Origin of the sequence: Pseudomonas sp. BIGb0176 (genome assembly GCF_024810175.1) — a bacterium.
In the GTDB taxonomy this organism is placed as follows: Bacteria; Pseudomonadota; Gammaproteobacteria; order Pseudomonadales; family Pseudomonadaceae; genus Aquipseudomonas; species Aquipseudomonas protegens.
Map to the genome: position 1 here is coordinate 278,495 of NZ_JANUEC010000002.1, position 23,882 is coordinate 302,376.

Sequence of the window (23,882 nt, forward strand, 5' to 3'; positions counted from 1 at the left end):
GAACCATGGGTAGAGTTGTTGCTGCCGCCGTCTACAGCGGCGGAAAGAAAGTCACGGATATCAGCCTCGACGAAGGGGCCGCCTGGGCCGCCAAGCCCGGCCACTTCGTCTGGATCGGCCTGGAGGAACCCAACGCCCACGAGCTGGCCAACCTGCAGCGCCAGTTCAACCTGCATGAACTGGCCATCGAGGATGCCCTGGAAAAGCACAGCCGGCCGAAGCTGGAAACCTTCGGCGACGCGCTGTTCATCGTCACCTATTCGCCGGTGCGCGAGCAGGGCAAGCTGGAGTTCATCGAAACCCACATCTTTGCCGGCAACGGCTACATCATCACCGCGCGCAACGGCCACTCGGCCTCCTATGGCTACGTGCGCCAGCGCTGCGAGGCGCGCCCGCTGCTGCTGGAGCACGGTGAAGACTTCGTGCTCTATGCCCTGCTGGACTTCGTTACCGAGAACTACCAGCCGGTCAGCGAAGCCATCCACGCGGAAATCGACGAGCTGGAGCGCAACGTCCTCTGCGACTCGCTGAACGAACGGGACATCCAGCACCTGCACGGCCTGCGCCGCGACGTGCTGCGCCTGCGCCGGCATGTAGCGCCCATGGTGGAGATCAGCGAAGAGCTGCAGAAGCTCAGTTTTCCCTTTATCGACAAGAACATGCGGCCGTACTTCCGGGATGTGCAGATTCACGTCACCCGGCAGATGGAAGACCTCTCGACCCTGCGCGATATCGCCAGCCAGACCATCGAGATCGGCGTACTGCTGGAGGCTTCACGGCAAAGCATCGTGCAACGCAAGTTCGCCGCCTGGGCCGCGATCCTGGCGTTTCCGACGGCGGTGGCGGGAATCTACGGGATGAACTTCCAGAACATGCCGGAGCTGAGTTGGCACTACGGCTACTTTGGCGTCCTGGGTTTTATCAGCGTGGGTTGTGTCGGCCTCTGGGCCAGCTTCAAGCGTTCCGGCTGGCTCTGAAGGAGCCACGGCCCTGCGCCTTGCGGCAGGGCCATGGCCGGGTTCAGGCAGCCTCGGGCTTGTGAGCGACGAAACGCATCATCCACTCCGCCACAGTGGTGCCGTGATGGTCGTGCTCAAGGCTGGCCACGCCCTTCTGGTAGATCTGCTCGCCGAGAAACTCCTGGCGCAGGTCCAGTAAGGCGCGGGAATAGTCGTGGATGAACTCGGGGTGGCCCTGGAAACACAGCACCTGATCATTGATATGGTAGGCCGCGAACGGACAGAAATCGCTGGAGGCGATCACCGTGGCGTTCTCCGGCAAGGCGGTAACCTGGTCCTGATGGCTGATCAGCAGCGTCAGCTCCTCCACCACCGGGCTCATCCACGGCGCCTTGGCCGACAGCTTGTAGCTATGGGTACCGACACCCCAGCCCTGGCTCGCGCGCTCGCTCTTGCCCCCCAGCAGCAATGCCAGCAACTGATGGCCGAAGCAGATGCCCAACAGCTTGTCGCCACGCTCGTAGCGCCCCAGCAGGTAGGTCTTGAGGGTCTGGATCCAGGGATCGGTGCCGAACGAGTCGGCCTTGCTGCCCGTCACCAGATAGGCATCGAATTCCAGGTCATCGCTGGGGTACTCCCCCTGGACCACGTTGTAGACGCTGAATTGGGCAGCGATGGGCTGCTGGGAAAACAGGCGCTGGAACATCTGCCCGTAACCCTGATATTGATCGACCAGTTCGGGACGCAGGATATCGGTTTCAAGAATGCAGATGCGTAGCGACATAAAAAATTCCTGACAAGGCGATGGCAATAATGAACAGTCCAGAGCCTGCCTTGAAATACCACGGCAAGGCAAGCCCCGGATCAGCTCATTGAGCGCCTGTCGGCGTCAGAACAACTGGCCCAGGCGAGCCTTTTCCAGAAGCAGCGTCGGCGGCCGGAAACGTTCGCCATATTGCTCGGCCAGGTACTGCGCACGGGCGACGAAATCCTGCACCCCGTACTGATTGATGAACTGCAGGGCGCCCCCGCTCCAGGCGGCAAAGCCGATGCCGAAGATCGAGCCGATGTTGGCGTCCGCCGTGGAGTGCAACACTCCCTCCTCCACACAACGCACGGTCTCGATGGCCTGGACGAACAGCAGGCGATCCCGCACATCCTGGGGCGAGATCTGCCCGTCGGCCTTGTAGAAGCGCGTGCGCAACTGCGGCCACAAATGCTTCTGGGCACCGGCCGGATAATCGTAGAAACCGCCACCGGCCGCCTTGCCCGGGCGCTTGTATTCGTTGAGCAGCAGGTCGATCACGGCAAATGCCGGATGTTCGATGGCCGGCTTGCCCTCGGCCTGCAGGTCCTTGGCGGTCTGCTGGCGGATATGGCTCATCAGGCTCAGGGAAACCTCGTCGGAAATCGCCAGCGGCCCCACCGGCATCCCGGCCTTGCGCGCTTCGGTCTCGATCATCGGCGCCGCGATGCCCTCGCCGAGCATGGCGATACCTTCGTTGGTGAAAGTGCCGAACACCCGGGAGGTGAAGAAGCCACGGCTGTCATTGACCACGATCGGGGTCTTCTTGATCTGCAAGACAAAGTCGAAGCCGCGGGCCAAGGTTTCATCGCTGGTTTTCGCCCCCTTGATGATTTCCACCAAGGGCATTTTTTCCACCGGGCTGAAGAAATGCAGGCCGATGAACTTGTCCGGGTTCGGCACCGCCGTAGCCAGACCGGTGATGGGCAGGGTCGAAGTGTTGGAGGCGATCACCGCGTCACCGCCGACCACCTGCTGCGCAGCCCGGGAGACCTTGGCCTTGAGCTCGCGATCCTCGAACACCGCCTCGATGATCAGGTCGCAACCGGCCAGGTCGGCATCCTCGGCGGTGGTGCGGATCCGCGCCAGGGTGGCGTCCCGCTGCTCACGGCTCAACTGCCCGCGAGCCACCTTTTTCTCCAGCAGCGCCGCCGAGTGGGCCTTGCCCTTCTCGGCCGCTTCGGGGCTGATGTCCTTGAGCACCACCTCGATACCCGCCACCGCACTGACATAGGCAATGCCCGCGCCCATCATGCCGGCGCCAAGCACCCCGAGTTTTTTCGTGACCTGCGGCGGCACGCCCTGTGGCCGTGAGCTGCCGGCATTGATCTGGTTGAGCTGGAACCAGAAGGTGCCGATCATGTTCTTCGCCACCTGGCCTGTGGTCAGCTCGGTGAAGTAACGGGTCTCGATCAGTTGCGCGGTGTCGAAATCCACCTGGGCGCCTTCGACCGCAGCGCAGAGGATCTTTTCCGGCGCGGGGAAGCAACCCTGGGTCTTGGTCCGCAGAATCGATGGGGCGATGGCCAGCATCTGCGCAACCTTCGGGTTCGACGGCGTGCCACCAGGGATCTGGTAGCCGCGCACATCCCAGGGCTGCTGCGCGCCCGGGTTGGCGAGGATCCAGGCCCGAGCCTTGGCCAGCAGGTCGTCGCGGTCCGTCGCCAGGGCATCGATCAGGCCAGCTTGCAACGCCTGCTGCGGGCGCACTTTCTTGCCTTCCAGCAGATAGGGCAGAGCCTTTTCCAGGCCCAGCATGCGCACCATGCGCACCACCCCGCCGCCGCCGGGCAACAGGCCCAGGGTGACTTCCGGCAGGCCGACCTGTACCGATTTATCGTCCAGGGCAACGCGATGATGGCAGGCCAGGCAGATTTCCCAGCCGCCGCCCAGGGCCGCGCCATTGATTGCAGCGACCACCGGCTTGCCCAGGGTTTCCAGGGCTCGCAGCTGGCCCTTGAGGGCCAGCACCATGTCGTAGAAAGCCTTGGCCTCGGGCCTGCCGACCTTGATCAGCTCATTGAGGTCACCGCCGGCGAAGAAGGTCTTTTTCGCCGAGGTGATGATCACCCCGGCAATCGATTCCTGCTCGGCCTGCAAGCGCGCCACGGCACCGGCCATGGCGTCGCGGTACAGGGCATTCATGGTGTTGGCGCTCTGGCCCGGCATATCGATGGTCAGGACGACGATCTGGTCCTGGCCTTTTTCGTAACGGATGGCATCGGTCATGAAAGGGATTCCTTGAAGTCGGGGCTCAGAGGCGTTCGATGATGGTGGCGATACCCATGCCGCCGCCGACACAGAGGGTCGCCAGGCCATAGCGCTGGCGCCGGGTTTCCAGCTCATCGAGCAAGGTGCCGAGGATGGCGCAGCCGGTGGCCCCCAGCGGGTGGCCCATGGCGATGGAGCCGCCGTTGACATTGACCTTGGCCGGGTCGATGGCCATGTCCTTGATGAACTTGAGCACCACCGAGGCGAAGGCTTCATTGACTTCGAACAGGTCGATGTCCTCGACCCGCAGCCCGGCCTTGGCCAGGGCCTTGCGGGTGGCCGGCGCCGGGCCGGTGAGCATGATGGTGGGGTCGGTGCTGGTGACCGCCGTGGCCACGATCCGCGCCCGGGGCTTGAGCCCCAGCTCGCGGCCCTTGGCTTCGGAGCCGATCAGCATCAGCGCCGCGCCGTCGACGATGCCCGAGCTGTTGCCGGGGGTGTGCACATGGTCGATCCGCTCCACATGGCTGTAGACCCGTAGCGCCGTGGCATCGAAGCCCATCTGCCCCATCATCTCGAAACTCGGCTTGAGCTTGCCCAGGCCCTCCAGGGTCGAATCGGCGCGAATGAACTCGTCATGGTCCAGCAGCACGATGCCGTTCTGGTCCTGCACCGGCACCAGGGATTTGGCAAAGGCCCCGCCAGCCCGGGCGCGGGCGGCCTTCTGCTGGGAGTGCAGGGCGAAGCGGTCGACGTCCTCCCGGGAGAAGCCTTCCAGGGTCGCGATCAGGTCGGCGCCAATCCCCTGGGGGGTGAAATGGCTGTGCAGGTTGGTCTCCGGGTCCAGCACCCAGGCCCCGCCGTCGCTGCCCATGGGCACCCGCGACATGGACTCGACGCCGCCAACCACCACCAGTTCCTCGAACCCGGAACGCACCTTCATCGCCCCCAGGTTGACCGCCTCCAACCCGGAAGCGCAGAAGCGATTGATCTGCACCCCGGCCACGCTTACGTCCCAATCCGCAGCCTGGACCGCGGTCTTGGCGATATCGGCGCCCTGATCACCGATCGGCGTCACACAGCCCAGGACCACGTCGTCCACCTGGCTGGTGTCCAGTTCGCAGCGCTGCTGCAGGGCGCGCAACAGGCCCGCGGCCAGGTTCACCGGTTTCACGCTGTGCAGGGCGCCATCGGCCTTGCCTTTGCCGCGGGGCGTGCGTAACGCATCGAATATCAAAGCTTGGGTCATGACGTCCTCGAACCGCTGTGCAGGGGAAAATGTCGAGCTCCCACCTTAGGCGCGGCAGCGTCGGATTCAATGACCGATGCGCTCAGCCGCCTTGACGCCGACGCTCAGACGAACGGTAGGCAGCTAAGGGCTCTGCCGATGAAGGGTCGCGAGCTGTCTAGCCAGAGGGCGGCCAAGGCACGCCCGGGCCGATATATAGCCTTTTAATAAATCAGAAATATAAATTCATATGAATTGGATCTAAGCCAGAGGATTCAAGGCCCCTAAGGTAGAAACTGTAGGAAGTTCCAGACGGATTCTGCACTGGGGCAAGTAAGAAAAAGGACACATAGCCGGTTCATAGTGACTCGTAATGGAGTTCACCCACCGGCATGCATTGACGCTCAGGAATAACAACAAAAGGCATTCAGCCATGTTCAAGCATTCGAAAGTACGTCAGGCGGGGCTCATTCTTTTCGCAACCACACTGCTGTTGATCTTGCCGAATCTCACCAAAGTGATCGGCTGATCTGTGGCTGCTCGATCAACGAGACGGAAAATTGTCCCCGGTTCCTACCGGGGCACGGACTTGTGTGCCAGTCTTCCTGAGGAACACCAAGGGGAAGACTCATGCGCCATTGGATTGCACTCGCCACACTCCTGAGCGCCTTTCACGCTCACGCTGGAATCATCGACGTCAACCGCGCGGTGGACGAAATCAATGATGGGGCGTTGATCCTCGATCTGCGCAACGAGAGCGACTTTGCCGCCGGCAATGTGCACAACTCGCTGCAGGTCAATCTCGAACTGGAGGACGGCACCGGCATCAGCGCCGAGGGCCTGGCCTACCAGTTGCGCAAAGTGGTGCTGGACCCCAACGCCACCGTGGTGATCTACAGCGACACCAACCAGCACGCCCTTGAAGCCGAAGACACGCTGGTCAAGCACGGCTATTTCGGTATCGTGAACGGCGGCAACTACGAAGAGCTCCGGGACGCCCTGTTCGACCATGTGTCGCGACCGGACGACGTGCTTCCCGGCGACGAACCCACTGACGACGACCCGACGGCCATCAATTGAAAGTATTCCTCCTTGGCGCTGCCCTGCTGCTGAGCAGCCCGCTGCACGCCGCGCAACTGCTGATCGACCTGGGCTCCGCCAGCCACACCTGGCAGACCGAAGAACTGCTAACGCACCCCCAGGCCCAGACCATTACCATCAAGGACGATGTGTCCTACAAGCGCGATATGCAGTACCGCGCCGTGCCCATGGCGACCCTGCTCAAGGGCCTGAAGGCCGAAGACCATCTTCAAGCCGTGGCCCTGGACGGCTTTGCCGCGGAGCTCAGCGCCGCGCCGCTGCTTGAACGCCAGGGCGCCCAGGCCTGGCTGGCCGTGGAGGACCCGAGCCGGCCCTGGCCTGCGCTGGCTGCCGACAAACCCAGCGCCGGGCCTTTCTATCTGGTGTGGACCAATCCTGCCGCCGGGCATATCAGCCCGGAGCAATGGCCGTTCCAGGTGGCGCGCATCCAGCGCCTGGAGCCAGTGGCACAGCGCTTCCCGACCCTGCTTCCGGATCCGCAGTTGGCGGCCACTGATCCAATCAACCAGGGCTTTGCCCTGTTCCAGAAAAACTGCCTGGCCTGCCACCGGCTCAACGGTGCCGGCGATTCACAATTCGGTCCGGACCTGAATATCCCCTACAGCCCCACCGAGTATTTCAGCGGCGATTTCCTCAAGCGCTATATCCGCGATCCGCAAAGCATGAGGCGCTGGCCCCAGGCGAAGATGCCCGGGTTCAACAACAACGTGCTGCCGGATCAGGAGCTGGACCTGCTGCTGGGGTATCTCAGGCACATGGCGGGGCGCAAGCAGGTTCCCTGAGCCTTGCGACATCGCCTTTGCCACCTCTGGCGCCTTCGCCGGCAAGCCGGCTCCTAGCGAAAACGCGTGTTATTGCTGGAGCACCCTGGCGTGCATCTGCTCACCGGCGGCGCCCCGGCGCATGCCGCGTACCGGGCAGGCATCCAGGTAGTCCAGGCCCACCGCCAGCTTGAGGTGGCGCTCGGGCCGCGCCAGTTGGTGGGTCACATCGAAGCTGTACCAGGCGCCTTCCAGCCAGGCTTCGGCCCAGGCGTGGCCAAGTAATTGCCCGCTGTCCTCGCGGTACAGATAACCGGAAACAAAACGTGCCGGAACGCCCAGGCTACGGGCACAGGCAAGGAAAGCGTGGGTGTGGTCCTGGCAGACCCCGGCGCGCCCGGCGAAATCCTGCGCCGCGCTGGTGGCCACGTCCGTTGCCCCAGGCGTGTAGGCCATGAGCTGGTGCAGCCCATGCATCAGGTCGATCAACCCTGTGCGATCACGCCGCCTTGCGCATTGCCGGCCGGCGAACTCGCGCAGTTGTGCATCCGCCTCGGTCAGGCTGGTGAAACGCAGGAACGGCAAGGGCGACTGGCATTCATGCTCGGCCTCGCGCAGCTCATCGATATCCACTTGGCCACGGGCGCCGATGATCACTGCTTCGTGGGGCTCGTCCAGGGTCAGTACGTGCAGGATGTTGCCGAAGGGGTCCCGTTGCGCACGCACCGGTCGTGGCAGATCCAGCTGCCAGCAGAGCACTTGCTGGCGCTCGCTGTCGTGGGGTGTCAGGCGCAGGTACTGGATGCTGGCGCCTACCGGATCGGCGTAGCGATAGGCGGTTTCATGGCTCACGGACAGTCTCATGCCGCCTCCAGATAAGAGCGGTGAATCGCGTTGCCCAACTGGCGCACCAGGGGGATGAAGTCGGTCAGCCAGGCGTGCAGGCCTTCGTCGAGAATCTGATCGATACCGATGTAGCGCAGGCGTGCATCCATCTGCGCCGCCAGACGCTGGGCCGGGCGCCCGTTGTCGCCGGGCAGGCTGGCGAGGATCTGGTCGATCTCCTCGGTACAGGCCCGCAGCGAGCGCGGCACGTCGGCGCGCAACAACAGCAGCTCGGCCACATGCCGGGCACCGGGCGCCTCGCGATAGACCTCGGTGTAGGCCTCGAAGGAAGACAAGGCCCGCAGCAACGCACTCCACTGGTAATAGGCATGGGCGGTGCCGTCGCACACCGCATCGGCCTGGTCGCCGGCCATCTCGTAGCGTGCGTCCAGCAGGCGCAGGGTGTTGTCGGCGCGCTCGATGAAGGTTCCCAGGCGGATAAAGCGAAAGGCGTCGTTGCGCATGATGGTGCCGTAGGAGGCGCCACGAAACAGATGGGAGCGCTCCTTGATCCATTCGCAGAAGCGGTTCATGCCATAGGCACTGAGGCCCTGGCTGGCGATCTGGTGGATGTCCAGCCAGGTGGCATTGACGTTTTCCCACATGTCGGCGGTGATCCGCCCGCGCACGGCATGGGCGCAGGCCCGGGCCGATCCCAGGCAACTGTAGATACTGGCGGGGTTGGCCGGGTCCAGGGCGAAGAACTGCAATAGCTGCTCGGCGTGCAAGGCCTGGTGGCGGGCGTGGTAATCCTCCAGGGTGCCGGTGATCAGCAGTGGCATGGCCAGCTCGTGCAGGCCATCGCCGCGCCCGTCCTGGGGCATCAGCGACAGGGAATAGCTGACATCGAGCATCCGCGCCAGGTTTTCCGCGCGCTCCAGGTAGCGTGACATCCAGTACAGGTCCGACGCGGTTCGACTCAACATGGCAGGCTTCCTTAATCCTCGACCACCCAAGTGTCCTTGGTCCCGCCGCCCTGTGAGGAATTCACCACCAACGAACCTTCACGCAGGGCCACACGGGTAAGACCACCGGGCACCACACGGGTTTCACCACCAGAAAGGACAAAGGGCCGCAGATCGATATGCCGCGGGGCGATGCCGCTTTCGACAAAGGTCGGGCAGGTGGACAGCGCCAGGGTCGGTTGGGCGATGTACGCCTCGGGCCGGGCCTTGATCCGTACGCGGAACTCCTCGATCTGCGCCGCCGTGGCCGCCGGCCCCACCAGCATGCCGTAGCCGCCGGAACCCTGGGTTTCCTTGACCACCAGTTGCGCCAGGTTGGCCAGCACATGGGACAGCTCGGCGGGCCGGCGGCACTGCCAGGTCGGCACGTTCTGCAGAATCGGCTCTTCGTCCAGGTAGAAACGGATCATCTCGGTGACATAGGGGTACACCGACTTGTCATCGGCCACCCCGGTGCCGATGGCGTTGGCCAGTACCACAGTGCCCGAGCGGTAGGCTGCCAACAGGCCGGGCACGCCGAGCAAGGAATCGGGGTTGAACGCCAGGGGGTCGAGGAAGGCATCGTCGAGGCGACGGTAGATCACATCCACGGCCTGCGGGCCGGCGGTGGTGCGCATGAACACCCGATCGTCACGCACGAACAGGTCGGCACCTTCCACCAGCTCCACCCCCATCTCCCGCGCCAGGAACGCATGCTCGAAAAATGCGCTGTTGAAGCGCCCCGGGGTCAGTACCACCACCGTCGGATTGTCCAGGGGGCTGGAGCTTTTCAGGGTATCGAGCAACAGGTTCGGGTAATGGTCGATGGGGGCGATGCGCTGGGCGGCGAACAGCTCGGGAAACAGGCGCATCATCATCTTGCGGTCTTCGAGCATGTAGCTGACGCCGCTGGGGGTGCGCAGGTTGTCCTCGAGCACGCAGTAGCGGCCGTCGCCGTCGCGTACCAGATCAACTCCGCAGACATGGGCATAGACATCACCGTGCAGGTCCAGGCCCTGCATGGCCAGCTGGTACTGCTGATTGGCCAGGACCTGCTCGGCGGGAATGATCCCGGCGCGGATGATTCGTTGCTGGTGGTAGAGATCGGCCAGAAACAGGTTCAGCGCCCGTACCCGCTGAATGCACCCTTGTTCGATGATCCGCCATTCCCGTGCCGGGATGATGCGGGGAATGGTATCGAAGGGAATCAGCCGCTCGGTGCCCTGCTCATCGCCGTACAGGGTGAAGGTGATGCCGGCACGGTGGAACAGCAGGTCGGCCTCGCGACGGCGGCGGGCCAGGAGTTCGTCGGGGGTATTGGCCAGCCAGCGGGCGAACTCGCGGTAATGCTCGCGAACCTGGCCGTCGGCCCCATGCATTTCATCAACAGCGCTGTGGTTCATGCCGTACTCCCTGTCACCTGCACACCCGGGCTTCGCCAGCCCTGTGCCTTCGGCACAAGCGCCCCAAAATCAGTCCGTTGCAGCCCAAGGCCGATGCCCGCATAACCGATGCATGCGGACCGCCCCTGCCCGGGCCATGGCTGGCACCGGTCTTGGCTATCACCAGCATAGTCAGAGTTGATTTCACTGCCCGCTGGCCACTGGGGATAATCGCGTCCATCGAGCAAACACTTCGCCAAGCCTGATGAAGTCGCTGCTGCAACCTTGATGACGCCGATGACAACCGGGTCCGGGCTCTCCCGACCGGTTCCCTCTCCTGACCGGTCTTCCCTTTTAGCCACCCTCTCGGGTGGCTTTTTTTTACCTTGTGCGGGCCCCGAAAACACAATTGGCCGGCCCAGGGGCCAGCCAATTGTCTGTCTCGATATATCTAGCGCAGGCTATACCAGCCGTCCACGGATCTCCTGTTTCACTCCCCAGCCCTCAATGATGCCGCCCAGGGGCTCGACCACCGCCTCGAAGTCCTGTTCAAAATCCCCGATGCCGCCATAGGTGGCGTACATCACCTTGCTCAGTTCCAGGTACCAGGCGCCGTCGTCACGCACGCTGACCTGGGCATTCAAGGATTCACCGCGAAAATGTCCTGCCGCCCTGCGTGCCCGCTCCTCATCCGGAAAAATGGCGTAGAACTCGATGGGATGGAATCGTGAAAAGTCGAAACCGCCTTCTTTCATGCGGCGCAGCACACTGCTGCTGATGTCTTCTTGAACGGCTGTGCTCATGAAACGTCCTCCTCAAACCGATGGATAGACTTTCCGTGTTTCCCGAACCGCCGGCCAAAGGGACCGGCATCACGACCCGGGGCGGGTCGTCAGGAAACAAGCATGGAGCTGACAAGATCAGAGCCTAGCGAAGAATTCGCTGATCTCGTTTGCAGATTAGCGCCTTGCTCTGGACGTCGCCAGAAATTACTGCGAAGCGCGCTCTACCCTCTCTAGATCGGCGTGATACTGAGAATCTGAATGCTGTTCTGCTCTTTCAGGCTCTTGAGGGTGGGGTCCTCGGTGCGCCCGTCCAGATCGTTCAGGTCCAGTTCGGCACTCACTGGCAACAACTTGGCCCGCACCAGTTGTGCGGCGCGTTCCATCGTCGGTTGCTGGTCGCAGTCGAAATGCTCGACGGACTGGACACCATGATCGTCAACGAAAGTGACTTGCCACTTTTGCATCAGTGCCTCCTCGATAGCCCCATGAGTGGGCTGACAACATCTCGACCCTGAGCAACGGGCAATCGTTCCACCGCGCTGCCGGAACACAGCAATGACAAGGCCGCCCGAAGGCGGCCCTGGTAATGCTGGCAAAACTCAGCCGATCAAGGCTTTTCGGCGCGAGCCTTGAGTGCCTTCAGGGTGTTGAACGGCGCATCCACCACGAACTTGTTGGCCAGCCAGGACGGCACGCTGCCACCCGGCTCGGTGTGCACCTGGTAGGTCACTTCCACTTGGTCGGCGCCTTTGGGTACGAACTTCCAGTAGCCCTCGACCTGGGCCACCCGCACGAAGCCTTTCTCTTCAGGGATGTAGGTGGGCACGCCCTCCAGTTTGCGGGTCAGGCTGCCGTCGGCCGCTTCGCTGGTAGTGATGTGCAATACCGAGTCACGGGCAGTGACTGGCCACGGGGTGTTGAACTGGGTGTAGGTCCAGCTTTGATCGCCCTCGTGCTTGAGCAGTTTCTGGGTCTTGCACTCGTGGATCCAGGAGCAGGCGCCCGCCACGTCTTCCTGCAGCGCGCGGAGCTTGGCGATGGAGGTCTTCATGGTGGTCACACCACGGTAGGCCTTGTATTTGGAGCCGGCCACTTCACTCAAGGAGACCTTGATGCCGTCTTCATCCTTGGCGGTTTGCCAGTCTTCGGCGTGGGCCGTTGCCGACAACAGCACGGTTAAACCACAGAGCACAGCCATTCGTTGCAGCGAACCCATTGTCTTATTCCTTATTGTTGAAGTTCCGTTCATTGAGAACACTCTATGCCGCGGTCACTTGTTCCCACCAGCCAATCAGGCGGATGGCTTCTTCGCGGCTTTCGCCACACACCTCGGGATCCGCCAGGAACGCCCCACACACCGCCGGCCGCTCCGGCAGGCCGAACAGCCCGCACAGGTGTTCGACAGAAAGATGCAGGCAACGTTCTCCCGCCGGCTTGCCCTGGGGCATTCCGGGAATCGGGGTGCTGATGGAAGGGGCGATGCAGCAGGCGCCACAACCTTCACGGCAGTTCATGAGGAAAAGCTCCTTGCGACAAGCAGAGTGTTGAATGACGCCCGCCAAGAGTAACCGCTAAAACAGCCGTTTAAAATTACTCAAAGAACGGATTTGACGCACAACCGTGCGTGACTGATCAGTCTCCGACAAAGTGTCGAGCCAACCCGTCACAGAAGAGGATGAAGAATTTACTGCTTGAACTCGAAATCCAGGGCCGCGCCTTCGATATCCCGACGTTCCTCGTTGCGCAGCTGCAATTGCATTTCATTGCTGAGCAAGCGGCCGTTGAGCTGGAACGGGCTGCTTTCCTTGGGCTTTTCGCCAAACATCTGCGGCAGCAGCGGCTCGCGCTTGGGTAGCGGCACACTGCCCACCGGCTGCAGGTGCTTGACCATTTCCGGCGGCAGGCTCAAGTCCACCTTGGCGCTGGGCAACGGCTTCTTGATGTCCTGATAGGCCCATTTGGACTTGGGCTTGGCGGGCGCCTTCTTGGCCGCGGACTTGCTCTTGCTGGCACTGGCCGAAGGCTTGGCCTTGCTGGCCGGAGCCTTCTTGGCAGGGGCCGCCTTAGTGGCGTGGGCCGCCCCCGCAGCCGGCTTGTCCTGGGAGGAAGCCGCCTGGGCAGGAGCCACGAAGGTGGTTCCCAACAGACAGACACTTAACCAGAGGGCAGGTAGAAAGGCTTTCATGAAAGACAGGTAGATCGACAAAAGGTCCTCTATGCTCGCTTGTTGCAGGCCCCATGACAAGCACAGGGCCACACTGATTAAAATCCGCCCGCCGCCTCCTGGCACAACTGGCTGGCAAGCATTCCCAAAGTCATCAGAGCCCGCTCGGCCTCGCGATTCCAGGGCGTACCGCAGTTGAGCCGCACACAGTGGTTGAACTGCTCGGTGTTGCTGAAGATCAGCCCCGGGGCGATGCTGATGCCCTGCTGCAAGGCTCGCACATGAAGCTCCTGGGTGTTGACCCGCCCCGGCAGGCTGACCCAGAGAATGAAGCCCCCGTTGGGCCGGGTGATCTGCGTGCCCTCAGGGAAGTACTGCTGCACCGCCAGCTGAAAGGCGCTGAGATTCTTCCGGTATTCCTGGCGGATGTACCGTAAATGCCGGTCATAACCGCCGTTTTCCAGGTAGGCCGCAACCCCCATCTGGGTCACGCTGCACGCAGAATGGGTGCTGAAGGTCTGCAGGCGCTGGATCTCCTGCTGGTACTTGCCGGCAATCATCCAGCCGATGCGCACGCCGGGAGACAGGGTCTTGGAGAAGCTCGAACAGTAGATCACCCGATCCAGGCGGTCATAGGCCTTGAGGGCCTTGGTACGCCCCACCTCGAACATCAACTCGCCATAGATATCGTCCTCGACCACCTGGATATCGAAATCCGATGCCAGGCGCAGCAACTGCTTCTGCCGCTCCTCGGGCATGGTGCCGCCCAGGGGATTGCTCAGGCGTGTGGTCAGCACCAGGGCCTTGATCGACCATTGGTTGGCCGCCAGTTGCAGGGCTTCCAGGCTCATGCCGGTGGACGGATCACTGGGAATCTCGATGACCTTGAGCCCCAGCAAGTCCGCCAGTTGCAGCAGGCCGTAGTAGGTCGGCGACTCCGCAGCAATCAGGTCCCCGGGCCGGGTCAGTACCCGCAATGACATCTGCAGGGCATCGACGCAGCCGTGGGTGATCACCACTTCCGACGGGTCGACCACCACCCCGGCATCGCGCATGCGAATGGCCACCTGACGCCGCAGTGGCTCGAAGCCCGGGCTGAACATGTAACTGAATGCCCGGGGGCTGTGAAACCGGGTGACCTTGGCCAACTGCTGGTGCAGCGCCCGCACTGGCAGATAGTCAACGCTGGGCACTGCGGCCCCCAACGGAAACACACCTTCGCGACGGGACTCCACCAGCACCTGCTGAATGATGCTGCTGCGGGTCACCAGCCCAGGGCGCTCGACCCGGGCGATATCCGGCGTGGGCGCGGTCAGCGCCGGCGTCTGGTGCACGTAGTAGCCCGACTGCGGGCGCGCGCGAATCAGCCCCTGGTCTTCGAGGTTGGCGTAGGCCTGGAGTACCGTGGCGTGGCTGACATTGAGCTGCGAGCTCATCTTGCGTACCGACGGTACGCGCTCCCCCGGCTGGTAGACACCACGGCGAATATCCTCAGCCAGTTGCTGAGCGATACGTTGATAGAGCAAGAGATTGGTCATGGCGCAGCACTCGATTTCACGGCGTTTTATTCTTGTGTGAAACAATACCGGCACAGTTTAGAAGTGTACTGGGACAGTTTCTACAATAGTCGAGGACACGGGGCAGTGAAAAGCATAACTGTAGGGTTTTTGTGAACCTCTTGGCAGGCATAAAAAAACCCGACGCGAGCAAGGCGTCGGGTTTTTCCGTGGCACTGGCGCAGCTTCAGCGAGAAGCGCCCAACTGGCCTTTTTCGTCGGAGAACACGATCTCCACCCGACGGTTCTGCGCCCTTCCCCGCTCGGAAGCATTGGCCTCCACCGGATAGTCGTCGCCATAGCCTTCGACCTGAATGCGTTTTTCATCGATACCCAGGTCCACCAGCACATCCGCCACGGCTTGGGCGCGGTCCTTGGACAGCTGCAGATTGCTCTGGCGCTCGCCGGTGTTGTCGGTGTAACCCTCGATGCGCACCACGCGCTTGGGGTTCAACTGGAGGAACTGCACCACCTTGAGCACAGTGCGGTTCGCCGAGTTCTTCAGTTCCGCTTCGCCGGTATCGAACAGCACATCCCCCAGAGTCATCACCAGACCGCGATCGGTCTGGGTGGTGGCCAGGCTGATGATCTGTTCTTCCAGCCATTTGCCCTGCTGCTGCACGCTGAGCAACTTGGCTTCGCGCAGGGCCAGTTGCAGGCGCTGGCGCTCCAGCTCGAGCTTGGCCGCACGCTCGTTATTGAGTGCCTGTTCGGTATGCTCACGGGCGATTTCGCTGTAGCGCCGACTCAGGTAGGCGTAATGCTCCACATCGCCACCGCTGCCCCAATAGGTGGAGAGGCGATCGGCACGTGCCAGGGACTCCCCGGCACGGATCACGTCCTTGGGCGCGATACGCAGCACGTTGGAGTCTTCCTTGACCTTCTGGAAGTCGTTACTGGCCTGCTGCAGGGCTTCTTCGCTGTGCTGGCCAGCGCAGCCATAGAGTCCGGCGCATGCCAGGAGCACTGCACTGCCGATGATCCGGGTAGACAGATTCATTGGGCATCTCCCAGTTGCTTGCGCAGGCGAGTGATGCGGGTATTGAGCGCATTCACCTGTTCCTGGCTCTTGCGGGTCAGGACCTTGGCTTCGGCCAGGCGCGCATCCAGTTCGGCCTGTTCTGCGCGCATCCGCGCTTTCTTGTAGGACTCATCCTGCATGTTGCCCTGTGCCCGGGAGAACTTGTCTTCGGCCAGTTTCAACTCGGGCATGTCCTCGGCAGAAGCCCCCACGGCCTTGGCCTGCTCCAGCGTCTGCGCGGTGAGGCGCATCTGCTCGATGGGCGCCGGATCGGTTGCACAACCCGCCAGGGCGAGAACAGCCATGGCGGCGAAAAGAGGTCGAATAGTCACACAAGATTCCTACTGTTTTGGGCTGCTGACGGGTTGCTGCAACTGGGCCTTCCAGCGCTCCAGATTGCGCTGCAGCAAGGTCTCCGTCAGACCGGACGCGGGCAATTCTGTCATCTTTTTGGCCAACTGTCCGCGCAACCATGGGTCATTGCAGGCGGAGTTATGGGACAGCGCAAGGAACAGCCCCGGTTTGTCGATGGGCTGGGGAAACGCCGCCAGATCCGCCGTCATGCCCAGGGTCTGGGCCATGGCCATGCCTGCGTAGCGAGGCGCCAGCACATAGTCCACCTCCCCCAGGAGCAAGGTCTGGAAGACCTGGGTCAGATTCGGCAGGCGCTTGAGTTGCAGATGCTCCTTGGCCATGGCGACAAAGGGCTGAGTCAGTCGGGCCTTTTCCGACACGGCGCCCGGATGGCCTGCCAGGTCTCCCGGCTGGGTGTAGCTGAGGGTCGAATCCTTGCGGGTCCAGACCAGATAGTCGTTCTGCACCAGCGCCGGGTGGATGTAGTCCAGCGATTCCAGCTCATTGAGGGTCAGCGGTGCATCGGCGAGCAGGTCCATGCGCCCGGTGCGTACCTCGTCCAGCGCCTCGGAGCGCTTGCCGGCATACAGCACCTCGACCTTCAGCCCCAGTTCCCCGGCCACCTGCTGCAGCAGGTCGGCGCTGGCACCCATCAGGTGCTTGGGGTCCTGAGGGTCACGCCACAGGTAAGGCGGTGCATCGGGGCTGCCAGTGACCACCAGACGCTCGCACTTGCCCGCCGCCATCGACAACGATGGCAACAACGTCAGGCCCAACAGCACTGGCCAGCCACTCATGCGGCGCAGATCCATGGCGAAACCCTCCCCCGGCAAAAAACACACATAAAAAAACCCGGCCAAAAGGCCGGGCTCTTTATAAGTGAAGACGCCGGATTAGACCAGCTTCTCCAACTCAGGTACGGCTTCGAACAAGTCCGCTACCAGGCCGTAGTCGGCTACCTGGAAGATTGGCGCTTCTTCGTCCTTGTTGATCGCGACGATCACTTTGGAGTCCTTCATGCCCGCCAGGTGCTGGATCGCGCCGGAGATACCGACGGCGATGTACAGCTGTGGCGCAACGATCTTGCCGGTCTGGCCGACCTGCATGTCGTTGGGCACAAAACCTGCGTCCACCGCAGCGCGGGACGCGCCGACAGCAGCGCCCAGCTTGTCGGCCAGGGCATACAGGTGCTTGAAGTTGTCGCCGTTCTGCATGCCGCGGCCGCCGGAAACGACGATCTTGGCTGCGGTCAGTTCAGGGCGATCGGACTTGGCCAGTTCTTCGCCAACGAAGCTCGACTTGCCGGCATCGTGAGCGGCGCCCACGGTTTCGACTGCAGCCGAACCACCTTCAGCGGCAACGGCGTCGAAACCGGTGGCACGTACGGTGATGACTTTTACGGCAGCCGAGGACTGCACGGTAGCGATGGCGTTACCGGCATAGATCGGACGCTTGAAGGTATCAGCGCTTTCTACCGAGATGATTTCGGAGATCTGGTCGACGTCCAGCTGAGCGGCAACCCGCGGCAGGATGTTTTTGCCGTTGGAAGTAGCGGCAGCCAGGATGTGGCTGTAGCCAGCGCCCAGTTCGGCCACCAGCGGCGCAACGTTTTCCGGCAGTTGGTGAGCGTAGGCGGCGTTGTCGGCCACCAGCACTTTGGCCACGCCAGCGATCTTGGCCGCGGCTTCAGCCACGGCGCCAACGCCCTGGCCGGCTACCAGTACATGCACGTCACCACCGATTTTGGCGGCGGCGGCAACGGTGTTCAGGGTGGCCGGAGCCAGCGCCTTGTTATCGTGTTCGGCGATTACCAAGATAGTCATGATCAGATTACCTTCGCTTCGTTTTTCAGTTTCTCGACCAGTTCAGCCACCGACTTGACCTTGATGCCCGCGCTGCGTGCAGCCGGCGCTTCGACTTTCAGGGTCTTGTTGGTGGAGGCGGTGGAAACGCCCAAAGCATCAGGAGTCAGCGTTTCAAGCGGCTTCTTCTTGGCTTTCATGATGTTTGGCAGAGACGCGTAGCGCGGCTCGTTCAAACGCAGGTCGGTGGTGACGATGGCTGGCAGGTTCAGCGCAACGGTCTGCAGGCCGCCGTCGATTTCACGGGTGACGTTGACCTTGTCGCCGGACACTTCGACCTTGGAGGCGAAGGTGCCTTGAGCGTAGCCGCTCAGGGCCGCCAGCATCTGGCCGGTCTGGTTGTTGTCGCTATCGATGGCCTGTTTGCCGAGGATCACCAGCTGTGGCTGTTCCTTGTCGACCACGGCCTTGAGCAGCTTGGCCACGGCCAGGGAGTTCAACTCTTCAGCGGACTCGACGAGGATCGCGCGATCGGCACCCAGTGCCAGGGCGGTACGCAGTTGCTCTTGAGCAGTAGCAGGACCGATGGAGACGACGACGATTTCAGTCGCTACACCTTTCTCTTTCAGGCGTACGGCTTCTTCCACTGCGATTTCGCAGAAAGGGTTCATCGACATCTTGACGTTGGCGAGGTCGACGCCGGAGTTGTCCGCTTTGACGCGAACCTTGACGTTATAGTCGACCACTCGTTTGACAGCTACAAGAACCTTCATGGATTCCTCGTTACTCTCCGGTGAAAAGAAAGTCGCCTAGGCGAGAACCTGGCGGTTGATGCTCATCGGCACAAGGGCACCTCCAAAAACGCTGGCGCACAAAAAGGTTGACCTTGCTCACGGGGTGATGACCGTTCGTCAGTGGTGACCGACGAGTCATTCATTATCGCGGCGTGTAGACTGCGCACTTTCAAGCTGCGCGCGCGTCACCTTTACTGCCTTTGCCCTGTCTTTAGAGGTGCTCTTGAAACCAACAGTCAGCCTACGGCGAGCGCAAAACCGACCGTATCTTGACCGGAACGCCTTTTCCGGTCAATACGGCAAAATAGCCGTTTATAAGCCGCGCTTCTTTGATTTACCTGGGCTGCGGCAAATTCAAACAAACGTTTGTATTGGACGCTGAGAGTGGTGTAGATATAATGCGCCGCCCAGAGAGAAAGGTCGGCCGTCCTCCCCTTCTCCCCCCATGCGCGATGGGAGAAAGCGGGGGATGCAACGCCAAACCTCCAATTAGAAAAAACCGTTGAGCCTTGAGTAGGAGATAGCCTAGTGGAACGCGAATACATGGAATTCGACGTGGTCATCGTCGGTGCCGGCCCCGCAGGCTTGTCCGCCGCTTGCCGCCTTAAGCAGAAGGCCGCTGAAGCCGGGAAGGAAATCAGCGTCTGCGTGGTTGAAAAAGGCTCCGAAGTCGGTGCTCACATCCTTTCCGGTGCCGTGTTCGAACCACGGGCCCTGAATGAATTGTTCCCGGACTGGAAGGAACTGGGCGCCCCGCTCAACACCCCGGTCACCCGCGACGACATCTATGTCCTGCGCAGCGGCGAAACCTCCACCAAGGTTCCAGACTTCTTTGTGCCCAAGACCATGCACAACGAAGGCAACTACATCATTTCCCTGGGCAATCTGTGCCGCTGGCTGGCCCAGCAGGCCGAGAACCTGGGCGTTGAAATCTACCCGGGCTTTGCCGCCCAGGAAGCCCTGATCGACGAAAACGGCGTAGTCCGCGGGATTCTTACCGGCGACATGGGTGTCGACCGTGAAGGCCAGCCGAAAGAGGGCATGTACACCCCCGGCATGGAACTGCGCGGCAAATACACCCTGTTCGCCGAAGGCTGCCGTGGCCATATCGGCAAGCAACTGATCAAGCAGTTCAACCTGGACAGCGACGCCGACGCCCAGCACTACGGCATCGGCCTCAAGGAAATCTGGGAAATCGACCCGGCCAAGCACCAGCCTGGCCTGGTGGTGCACACCGCCGGCTGGCCGCTGGACATCATGAGCAACGAGAACACTGGCGGCTCCTTCCTCTATCACCTGGAAAACAACCAGGTAGTAGTGGGCCTGATCGTCGACCTGTCCTACGCCAACACTTACCTGTCGCCGTTCGACGAGTTCCAGCGCCTCAAGCATCACCCGGTGCTCAAGCAGTACCTGGAAGGCGGCAAGCGCGTCAGCTACGGCGCCCGCGCCATCTGCAAGGGCGGCCTGAACTCGCTGCCGAAGATGGTGTTCAAGGGTGGCGCGCTGATCGGCTGCAACCTTGGCACCCTGAACTTCGCCAAGATCAAGGGCAGCCACACCGCCATGAAGTCCGGCATGCTGGCCGCCGATGCGGTAGCCGACTCGCTGTTCGCCGGCTCCGAAGGCGCCGACGAACTCAAGAGCTACGTCGATTCGTTCAAGGCCAGCTGGCTGTATGAAGAGCTGTTCGCCAGCCGCAACTTCGGCCCGGCCATGCACAAGTTCGGCCCGATCATAGGCGCGGGCTTCAACTGGATGGACCAGAATATCTTCGGCGGCAAACTGCCGTTCACCCTGCACGACACCAAGCCGGACTACGCCTGCCTGAAGCTGGCCAAGGACTGCGTGAAGATCGACTATCCGAAACCCGACGGCAAACTCAGCTTCGACAAGTTGAGCTCGGTGTTCATCTCCGGCACCAACCATGAAGAAGAACAGCCTTGCCACCTGAAGCTGACCGACCCGAGCATCCCGCTGAGCCGCAACCTGCCGCTGTACGACGAACCTGCCCAGCGTTACTGCCCGGCCGGCGTGTATGAGGTGATCACCCAGGAAGATGGCGAGAAGCGCTTCCAGATCAACGCGCAGAACTGCGTGCACTGCAAGACTTGCGACATCAAGGACCCGGCCCAGAACATTACCTGGGTCACTCCGGAAGGCGCCGGCGGCCCGACTTACCCGAACATGTAAGCCGGTGCGATAAAAGAAGGCCCCCTTTATGGGGGCCTTTTTCATGCCCGGGATTCAGCGACACCGCCACCTGTAGGAGCCGGCTTGCCGGCGAAGAGCCCCCCAAGCCTTGCTCCGGCCCAAGGGCGCATTCGCTGGCAAGCCAGCTCCTACAAGGGGCGCGGTGTTTTCAAGCGGCGCGTTCTTCGCCCGGGTTGCGTTCGAAGTAGCGCTTGTACTCGCGGCTGAACTGCGAAGTGCTCTGGTAGCCCACCCGATGAGCCACCTGGGCCACGCCCAGCCCCTCTCCCAACAGCAACTGCTGGGCCTTGAGCAGGCGCAGGCGCTTGAGGTACTGCACCGGCGACAGCAGGGTGCTGCGCTTGAAATGCTCGTGGAAGGTCGAGGTGCTCATGTTGGCGCAGCGGGCCAGGGTCTCGACGTTCAACGGCTCGGTGTAGTGCTCGTGCAGGTGATTGAGCGAAGCCGCAACCCGGGCGAATTGCCCCTGCTGCTCCACCAGCGCCCGCAGCGCATCGGCCTGGGGCCCGCGCAAAGCGGCAAAGAGTAACTCGCGCACCCGTGAAGGGCCCATGACCTTGCACTCCAGAGGATCGTGCAGGCAGCGCAACAGGCGTTCCACGCAACCACGCATGGCGTCGTCGAGCACAGCCGAAGTCATCGACTCCAGGGTCTGCGCCGAAGCCGCCCGGCCTTCGGTGACGCCCATGGCCAGCACCAGCTCGCTCAACACCGCCCGGTCGATAGCGATGGAAACCCCCAGCAGCGGCGCATCGGGCAAGGCGAAGGTTTCGCACTCGAAGGGCACCGACAGGGCCTGGATCAGGTAATGCCCGGCACCGTATTCCAGGGTTCGCGTGCCCAGGTAGGCCAGCTTGCTGCCCTGGGCAATGATCATCAGGCTCGGCTCATAGATCTGCGGGCCCCGCGCCACGTCGCAACTGGCCCGCAGCACCTGGACCCCGGGCAAGGCGGTGGCAACGAAACCGTCACGGCTGGCAAGGGGCTGGATCAGCGAGACCAGGGTGGCGTTGGCATCCAGATGGCGGGTCAGCAGCATGGGGAAAACTTCACGGAAAAAGGGACGAAAACATCATCGCAGGTCTGTACGCCAATGCCGCGTGAAAACCGCCAATGCCGGAGGAATAGGCATGACATGCCGAGGAATCGCCATGGTTGGCCCAGGGCCCGACGCCGAGAATGCCACGCCTCAATCGTCAATGCTTTTTGCGAGGTCCACCATGTACACCGCCATCGGTTATGCCGCCCAATCGGCCACCACTCCCCTCGCCCCCATGAGCTTCCAGCGCCGCAGTCCGCGTGCGGACGACGTCGCCATCGAGATCCTCTACTGCGGCGTCTGCCACTCCGATATCCACCAGGCCCGCAACGAATGGGGCATCGCCGTGTACCCGCTGATGCCGGGCCACGAGATCGTCGGCAAGGTCACAGCCGTCGGCGCCAACGTCAGCAAGCACAAGGTCGGCGACCTGGTGGGCGTCGGTTGCATGGTGGATTCCTGCCGCCACTGCGAGGCCTGCGCCGCCGACCTGGAGCAATACTGCCTGCAAGGCCCGACCATGACCTACGCCACCCCGGACCGGGTCGATGGCAGCAACACCATGGGCGGCTACTCCGACAGCATCGTGGTCAGCGAGCACTTTGTGGTGCGCATTCCGGAGAAACTCGACTTGGCCAGCGCTGCGCCAATCCTCTGCGCCGGCATCACCACCTACTCGCCACTCAAGCATTACGGGGTCAAGCCCGGTGACAAGGTGGGGATTCTCGGCATGGGCGGCCTGGGCCACATGGGCATCAAGTTCGCCAAGGCCCTGGGCGCCGAAGTGACCCTGTTCACCCGCTCCGCGAGCAAGGCCGAAGAAGCCCGCCGCCAGGGTGCGGACCATGTGATCGTATCCACCGACGTGGCGCAGATGCAGTCGGTGGCCGGGCACTTCGACTTTCTCCTGGACACCATCCCGGTGCCCCACGACCTCAACCCCTACCTCGACACCCTGCGCTTCGATGGCGTGCATATCCTGGTGGGCCTGATCGAACCGGTGGACCCGGCGCTGCACGCCGGCAAGCTGGTGATGAGCCGCCGGGTGCTGGCCGGCTCGCTGATCGGCGGCATTGCCGAGACCCAGGAAGTGCTGGACTTCTGCGCCGAGCACGGCATCACCTGCGATATCGAAATGCTCGACATCCGCCAGATCAATCAAGCCTACGAGCGCATGATCAAGGGTGATGTGAAGTACCGCTTCGTGATCGACATGGCAACCTTGAAAGGCTGATTCTCGACACCGTCAAAGCATGGCTGGTCGCCGGGGGCGCCGATGGCGTGCGCCTTCGCCGGCACGCCGGCTCCTCCACGAGCAAGCTGGCGTCAGCCGCGAGCAAAGGCGCGCAGCACTTCGCCATCCATGCGGTACTTGACCCATTCCTCCTGAGGCTGGGCGCCCAGGGACTTGTAGAACTGGATCGCCGGCTCGTTCCACTCCAGCACACTCCATTCGAAGCGCCCGCAATCATTGTCACAGGCGATCTGCGCCAGATGCCGCAGCAGTTGCTTGCCCGCCCCGCCGCCCCGTTGTTCCGGAGTGATGTAAAGGTCCTCCAGGTACAGGCAATTGCTGCCCAGCCAAGTGGAATAACTGAAGAAGAACACCGCAAAGCCGATCGGCACGCCTTCGCGCAGGCAGATCAGGCCATGGGCCGTGGCCCCCTCGCTGAACAGGCTGCGTTCGATATCGGCGACGCTGGCGATCACTTCATGGCGGGCCCGCTCGTAATCGGCAAGTTCGGTGATGAACGCAAGAATCTGCGGGGCATCGCTGGGCAGTGCAGGACGGATTTCTACGGTCATCGACGGCTCTCTTGTTGGAATCAGGCGGCCATATTAGAACGGCAGCAGAAATACATGCACGACCATTTATG

General features: G+C 62.2%; 24 protein-coding genes. 5 read left to right on the forward strand and 19 right to left on the reverse strand.

What is annotated here, in order from left to right; all coding sequences use genetic code 11:
• Positions 1–5 precede the first annotated feature (5 nt).
• Positions 6–977, forward strand: a complete 972-nt coding sequence (locus tag M2395_RS12050) for a magnesium and cobalt transport protein CorA (protein WP_019093266.1) — start codon at positions 6–8, stop codon at positions 975–977.
• 43 nt (positions 978–1,020) lie between these two features.
• Here M2395_RS12050 and M2395_RS12055 read toward each other — a convergent pair whose 3' ends face one another.
• The 3 genes from M2395_RS12055 to M2395_RS12065 form a co-directional block, all read right to left on the reverse strand.
• Complete coding sequence (locus M2395_RS12055; protein ID WP_011060158.1) at positions 1,021–1,743, reverse strand: amidotransferase; 723 nt, start codon at positions 1,741–1,743, stop codon at positions 1,021–1,023.
• A 105-nt stretch (positions 1,744–1,848) separates the two neighbouring features.
• The gene (locus M2395_RS12060; protein ID WP_123430262.1) at positions 1,849–3,993 is read right to left on the reverse strand and encodes a 3-hydroxyacyl-CoA dehydrogenase NAD-binding domain-containing protein; all 2,145 of its coding nucleotides are present in this window, start codon (positions 3,991–3,993) and stop codon (positions 1,849–1,851) included.
• Positions 3,994–4,018: 25 nt separating this feature from the next.
• A complete protein-coding gene (locus M2395_RS12065; protein WP_011060156.1) occupies positions 4,019–5,224 on the reverse strand; it encodes an acetyl-CoA C-acetyltransferase in 1,206 nt (401 codons plus the stop codon).
• A 609-nt stretch (positions 5,225–5,833) separates the two neighbouring features.
• Here M2395_RS12065 and M2395_RS12070 point away from each other — a divergent pair.
• A complete protein-coding gene (locus tag M2395_RS12070; RefSeq protein ID WP_011060155.1) occupies positions 5,834–6,283 on the forward strand; it encodes a rhodanese-like domain-containing protein in 450 nt (149 codons plus the stop codon).
• Positions 6,280–7,086, forward strand: coding sequence for a cytochrome c (locus M2395_RS12075; RefSeq protein ID WP_123430261.1), 807 nt, complete (start codon positions 6,280–6,282; stop codon positions 7,084–7,086). The genes M2395_RS12070 and M2395_RS12075 overlap by 4 nt, the downstream gene beginning before the upstream one ends.
• Before the next feature lie 69 nt (positions 7,087–7,155).
• On the opposite strand, the gene M2395_RS12080 is transcribed toward M2395_RS12075, so the two are convergent.
• The 14 genes from M2395_RS12080 to M2395_RS12145 form a co-directional block, all read right to left on the reverse strand.
• Complete coding sequence (locus M2395_RS12080) at positions 7,156–7,929, reverse strand: transglutaminase family protein (RefSeq protein ID WP_123430260.1); 774 nt, start codon at positions 7,927–7,929, stop codon at positions 7,156–7,158.
• The gene (locus tag M2395_RS12085) at positions 7,926–8,876 is read right to left on the reverse strand and encodes an alpha-E domain-containing protein (protein ID WP_011060152.1); all 951 of its coding nucleotides are present in this window, start codon (positions 8,874–8,876) and stop codon (positions 7,926–7,928) included. Before M2395_RS12085 ends, M2395_RS12080 begins: the two co-directional genes overlap by 4 nt.
• Before the next feature lie 11 nt (positions 8,877–8,887).
• Positions 8,888–10,297 carry a circularly permuted type 2 ATP-grasp protein gene (locus M2395_RS12090; protein ID WP_011060151.1) on the reverse strand — a complete coding sequence of 470 codons (1,410 nt, stop codon included), beginning with the start codon at positions 10,295–10,297 and terminating at the stop codon, positions 8,888–8,890.
• Positions 10,298–10,737: 440 nt separating this feature from the next.
• The gene (locus tag M2395_RS12095) at positions 10,738–11,079 is read right to left on the reverse strand and encodes a ribonuclease E inhibitor RraB (protein ID WP_011060150.1); all 342 of its coding nucleotides are present in this window, start codon (positions 11,077–11,079) and stop codon (positions 10,738–10,740) included.
• Positions 11,080–11,291: 212 nt separating this feature from the next.
• Positions 11,292–11,525 carry a hypothetical protein gene (locus M2395_RS12100; RefSeq protein ID WP_015634724.1) on the reverse strand — a complete coding sequence of 78 codons (234 nt, stop codon included), beginning with the start codon at positions 11,523–11,525 and terminating at the stop codon, positions 11,292–11,294.
• A gap of 143 nt (positions 11,526–11,668) precedes the next feature.
• Complete coding sequence (locus M2395_RS12105) at positions 11,669–12,277, reverse strand: START domain-containing protein (protein WP_011060148.1); 609 nt, start codon at positions 12,275–12,277, stop codon at positions 11,669–11,671.
• A 43-nt stretch (positions 12,278–12,320) separates the two neighbouring features.
• Positions 12,321–12,575, reverse strand: a complete 255-nt coding sequence (locus M2395_RS12110) for a YkgJ family cysteine cluster protein (RefSeq protein ID WP_011060147.1) — start codon at positions 12,573–12,575, stop codon at positions 12,321–12,323.
• Between the two features lie 170 nt (positions 12,576–12,745).
• Positions 12,746–13,246, reverse strand: coding sequence for a hypothetical protein (locus M2395_RS12115; protein ID WP_026020149.1), 501 nt, complete (start codon positions 13,244–13,246; stop codon positions 12,746–12,748).
• Between the two features lie 77 nt (positions 13,247–13,323).
• Positions 13,324–14,763 carry a PLP-dependent aminotransferase family protein gene (locus tag M2395_RS12120; protein WP_011060145.1) on the reverse strand — a complete coding sequence of 480 codons (1,440 nt, stop codon included), beginning with the start codon at positions 14,761–14,763 and terminating at the stop codon, positions 13,324–13,326.
• A 205-nt stretch (positions 14,764–14,968) separates the two neighbouring features.
• Complete coding sequence (locus M2395_RS12125) at positions 14,969–15,781, reverse strand: OmpA family protein (RefSeq protein ID WP_011060144.1); 813 nt, start codon at positions 15,779–15,781, stop codon at positions 14,969–14,971.
• Positions 15,778–16,134 carry a DUF4398 domain-containing protein gene (locus tag M2395_RS12130; protein WP_011060143.1) on the reverse strand — a complete coding sequence of 119 codons (357 nt, stop codon included), beginning with the start codon at positions 16,132–16,134 and terminating at the stop codon, positions 15,778–15,780. The genes M2395_RS12125 and M2395_RS12130 overlap by 4 nt, the downstream gene beginning before the upstream one ends.
• 9 nt (positions 16,135–16,143) lie before the next feature.
• Positions 16,144–16,968, reverse strand: coding sequence for an ABC transporter substrate-binding protein (locus M2395_RS12135; RefSeq protein WP_011060142.1), 825 nt, complete (start codon positions 16,966–16,968; stop codon positions 16,144–16,146).
• An 81-nt stretch (positions 16,969–17,049) separates the two neighbouring features.
• Positions 17,050–17,979: an electron transfer flavoprotein subunit alpha/FixB family protein gene (locus M2395_RS12140; protein ID WP_011060141.1), complete on the reverse strand. Its 930-nt coding sequence runs from the start codon at positions 17,977–17,979 to the stop codon at positions 17,050–17,052.
• Between the two features lie 2 nt (positions 17,980–17,981).
• Complete coding sequence (locus M2395_RS12145) at positions 17,982–18,731, reverse strand: electron transfer flavoprotein subunit beta/FixA family protein (protein WP_015634720.1); 750 nt, start codon at positions 18,729–18,731, stop codon at positions 17,982–17,984.
• A 549-nt stretch (positions 18,732–19,280) separates the two neighbouring features.
• Here M2395_RS12145 and M2395_RS12150 point away from each other — a divergent pair.
• The gene (locus M2395_RS12150; RefSeq protein ID WP_123430259.1) at positions 19,281–20,945 is read left to right on the forward strand and encodes an electron transfer flavoprotein-ubiquinone oxidoreductase; all 1,665 of its coding nucleotides are present in this window, start codon (positions 19,281–19,283) and stop codon (positions 20,943–20,945) included.
• Between the two features lie 169 nt (positions 20,946–21,114).
• On the opposite strand, the gene M2395_RS12155 is transcribed toward M2395_RS12150, so the two are convergent.
• Positions 21,115–22,005 (reverse strand): AraC family transcriptional regulator, encoded by an 891-nt coding sequence (locus tag M2395_RS12155; RefSeq protein ID WP_011060138.1) that lies wholly within the window; start codon positions 22,003–22,005, stop codon positions 21,115–21,117.
• A 181-nt stretch (positions 22,006–22,186) separates the two neighbouring features.
• On the opposite strand from M2395_RS12155, the gene M2395_RS12160 reads away from it, so the two are divergent.
• Positions 22,187–23,239, forward strand: a complete 1,053-nt coding sequence (locus tag M2395_RS12160; RefSeq protein WP_019094642.1) for an NAD(P)-dependent alcohol dehydrogenase — start codon at positions 22,187–22,189, stop codon at positions 23,237–23,239.
• 92 nt (positions 23,240–23,331) lie between these two features.
• Here the strand turns inward: M2395_RS12160 and M2395_RS12165 are convergent, their stop codons facing one another.
• Positions 23,332–23,811, reverse strand: a complete 480-nt coding sequence (locus M2395_RS12165; protein ID WP_011060136.1) for a GNAT family N-acetyltransferase — start codon at positions 23,809–23,811, stop codon at positions 23,332–23,334.
• Positions 23,812–23,882: the final 71 nt, after the last annotated feature.

What these genes read in the sequence shown, in the direction of transcription:
- M2395_RS12100 (WP_015634724.1), bottom strand. Translation starts at nt 11,525, where the DNA reads ATGCAAAAGTGGCAAGTCACTTTCGTTGACGATCATGGTGTCCAGTCC.
- M2395_RS12165 (WP_011060136.1), bottom strand. Translation starts at nt 23,811, where the DNA reads ATGACCGTAGAAATCCGTCCTGCACTGCCCAGCGATGCCCCGCAGATT.
- M2395_RS12055 (WP_011060158.1), bottom strand. Translation starts at nt 1,743, where the DNA reads ATGTCGCTACGCATCTGCATTCTTGAAACCGATATCCTGCGTCCCGAA.
- M2395_RS12115 (WP_026020149.1), bottom strand. Translation starts at nt 13,246, where the DNA reads ATGAAAGCCTTTCTACCTGCCCTCTGGTTAAGTGTCTGTCTGTTGGGA.
- M2395_RS12060 (WP_123430262.1), bottom strand. Translation starts at nt 3,993, where the DNA reads ATGACCGATGCCATCCGTTACGAAAAAGGCCAGGACCAGATCGTCGTC.
- M2395_RS12135 (WP_011060142.1), bottom strand. Translation starts at nt 16,968, where the DNA reads ATGGATCTGCGCCGCATGAGTGGCTGGCCAGTGCTGTTGGGCCTGACG.
- M2395_RS12120 (WP_011060145.1), bottom strand. Translation starts at nt 14,763, where the DNA reads ATGACCAATCTCTTGCTCTATCAACGTATCGCTCAGCAACTGGCTGAG.
- M2395_RS12110 (WP_011060147.1), bottom strand. Translation starts at nt 12,575, where the DNA reads ATGAACTGCCGTGAAGGTTGTGGCGCCTGCTGCATCGCCCCTTCCATC.
- M2395_RS12160 (WP_019094642.1), top strand. Translation starts at nt 22,187, where the DNA reads ATGTACACCGCCATCGGTTATGCCGCCCAATCGGCCACCACTCCCCTC.
- M2395_RS12140 (WP_011060141.1), bottom strand. Translation starts at nt 17,979, where the DNA reads ATGACTATCTTGGTAATCGCCGAACACGATAACAAGGCGCTGGCTCCG.
- M2395_RS12095 (WP_011060150.1), bottom strand. Translation starts at nt 11,079, where the DNA reads ATGAGCACAGCCGTTCAAGAAGACATCAGCAGCAGTGTGCTGCGCCGC.
- M2395_RS12065 (WP_011060156.1), bottom strand. Translation starts at nt 5,224, where the DNA reads ATGACCCAAGCTTTGATATTCGATGCGTTACGCACGCCCCGCGGCAAA.
- M2395_RS12090 (WP_011060151.1), bottom strand. Translation starts at nt 10,297, where the DNA reads ATGAACCACAGCGCTGTTGATGAAATGCATGGGGCCGACGGCCAGGTT.
- M2395_RS12070 (WP_011060155.1), top strand. Translation starts at nt 5,834, where the DNA reads ATGCGCCATTGGATTGCACTCGCCACACTCCTGAGCGCCTTTCACGCT.
- M2395_RS12050 (WP_019093266.1), top strand. Translation starts at nt 6, where the DNA reads ATGGGTAGAGTTGTTGCTGCCGCCGTCTACAGCGGCGGAAAGAAAGTC.
- M2395_RS12105 (WP_011060148.1), bottom strand. Translation starts at nt 12,277, where the DNA reads ATGGGTTCGCTGCAACGAATGGCTGTGCTCTGTGGTTTAACCGTGCTG.
- M2395_RS12125 (WP_011060144.1), bottom strand. Translation starts at nt 15,781, where the DNA reads ATGAATCTGTCTACCCGGATCATCGGCAGTGCAGTGCTCCTGGCATGC.
- M2395_RS12080 (WP_123430260.1), bottom strand. Translation starts at nt 7,929, where the DNA reads ATGAGACTGTCCGTGAGCCATGAAACCGCCTATCGCTACGCCGATCCG.
- M2395_RS12155 (WP_011060138.1), bottom strand. Translation starts at nt 22,005, where the DNA reads ATGCTGCTGACCCGCCATCTGGATGCCAACGCCACCCTGGTCTCGCTG.
- M2395_RS12085 (WP_011060152.1), bottom strand. Translation starts at nt 8,876, where the DNA reads ATGTTGAGTCGAACCGCGTCGGACCTGTACTGGATGTCACGCTACCTG.
- M2395_RS12145 (WP_015634720.1), bottom strand. Translation starts at nt 18,731, where the DNA reads ATGAAGGTTCTTGTAGCTGTCAAACGAGTGGTCGACTATAACGTCAAG.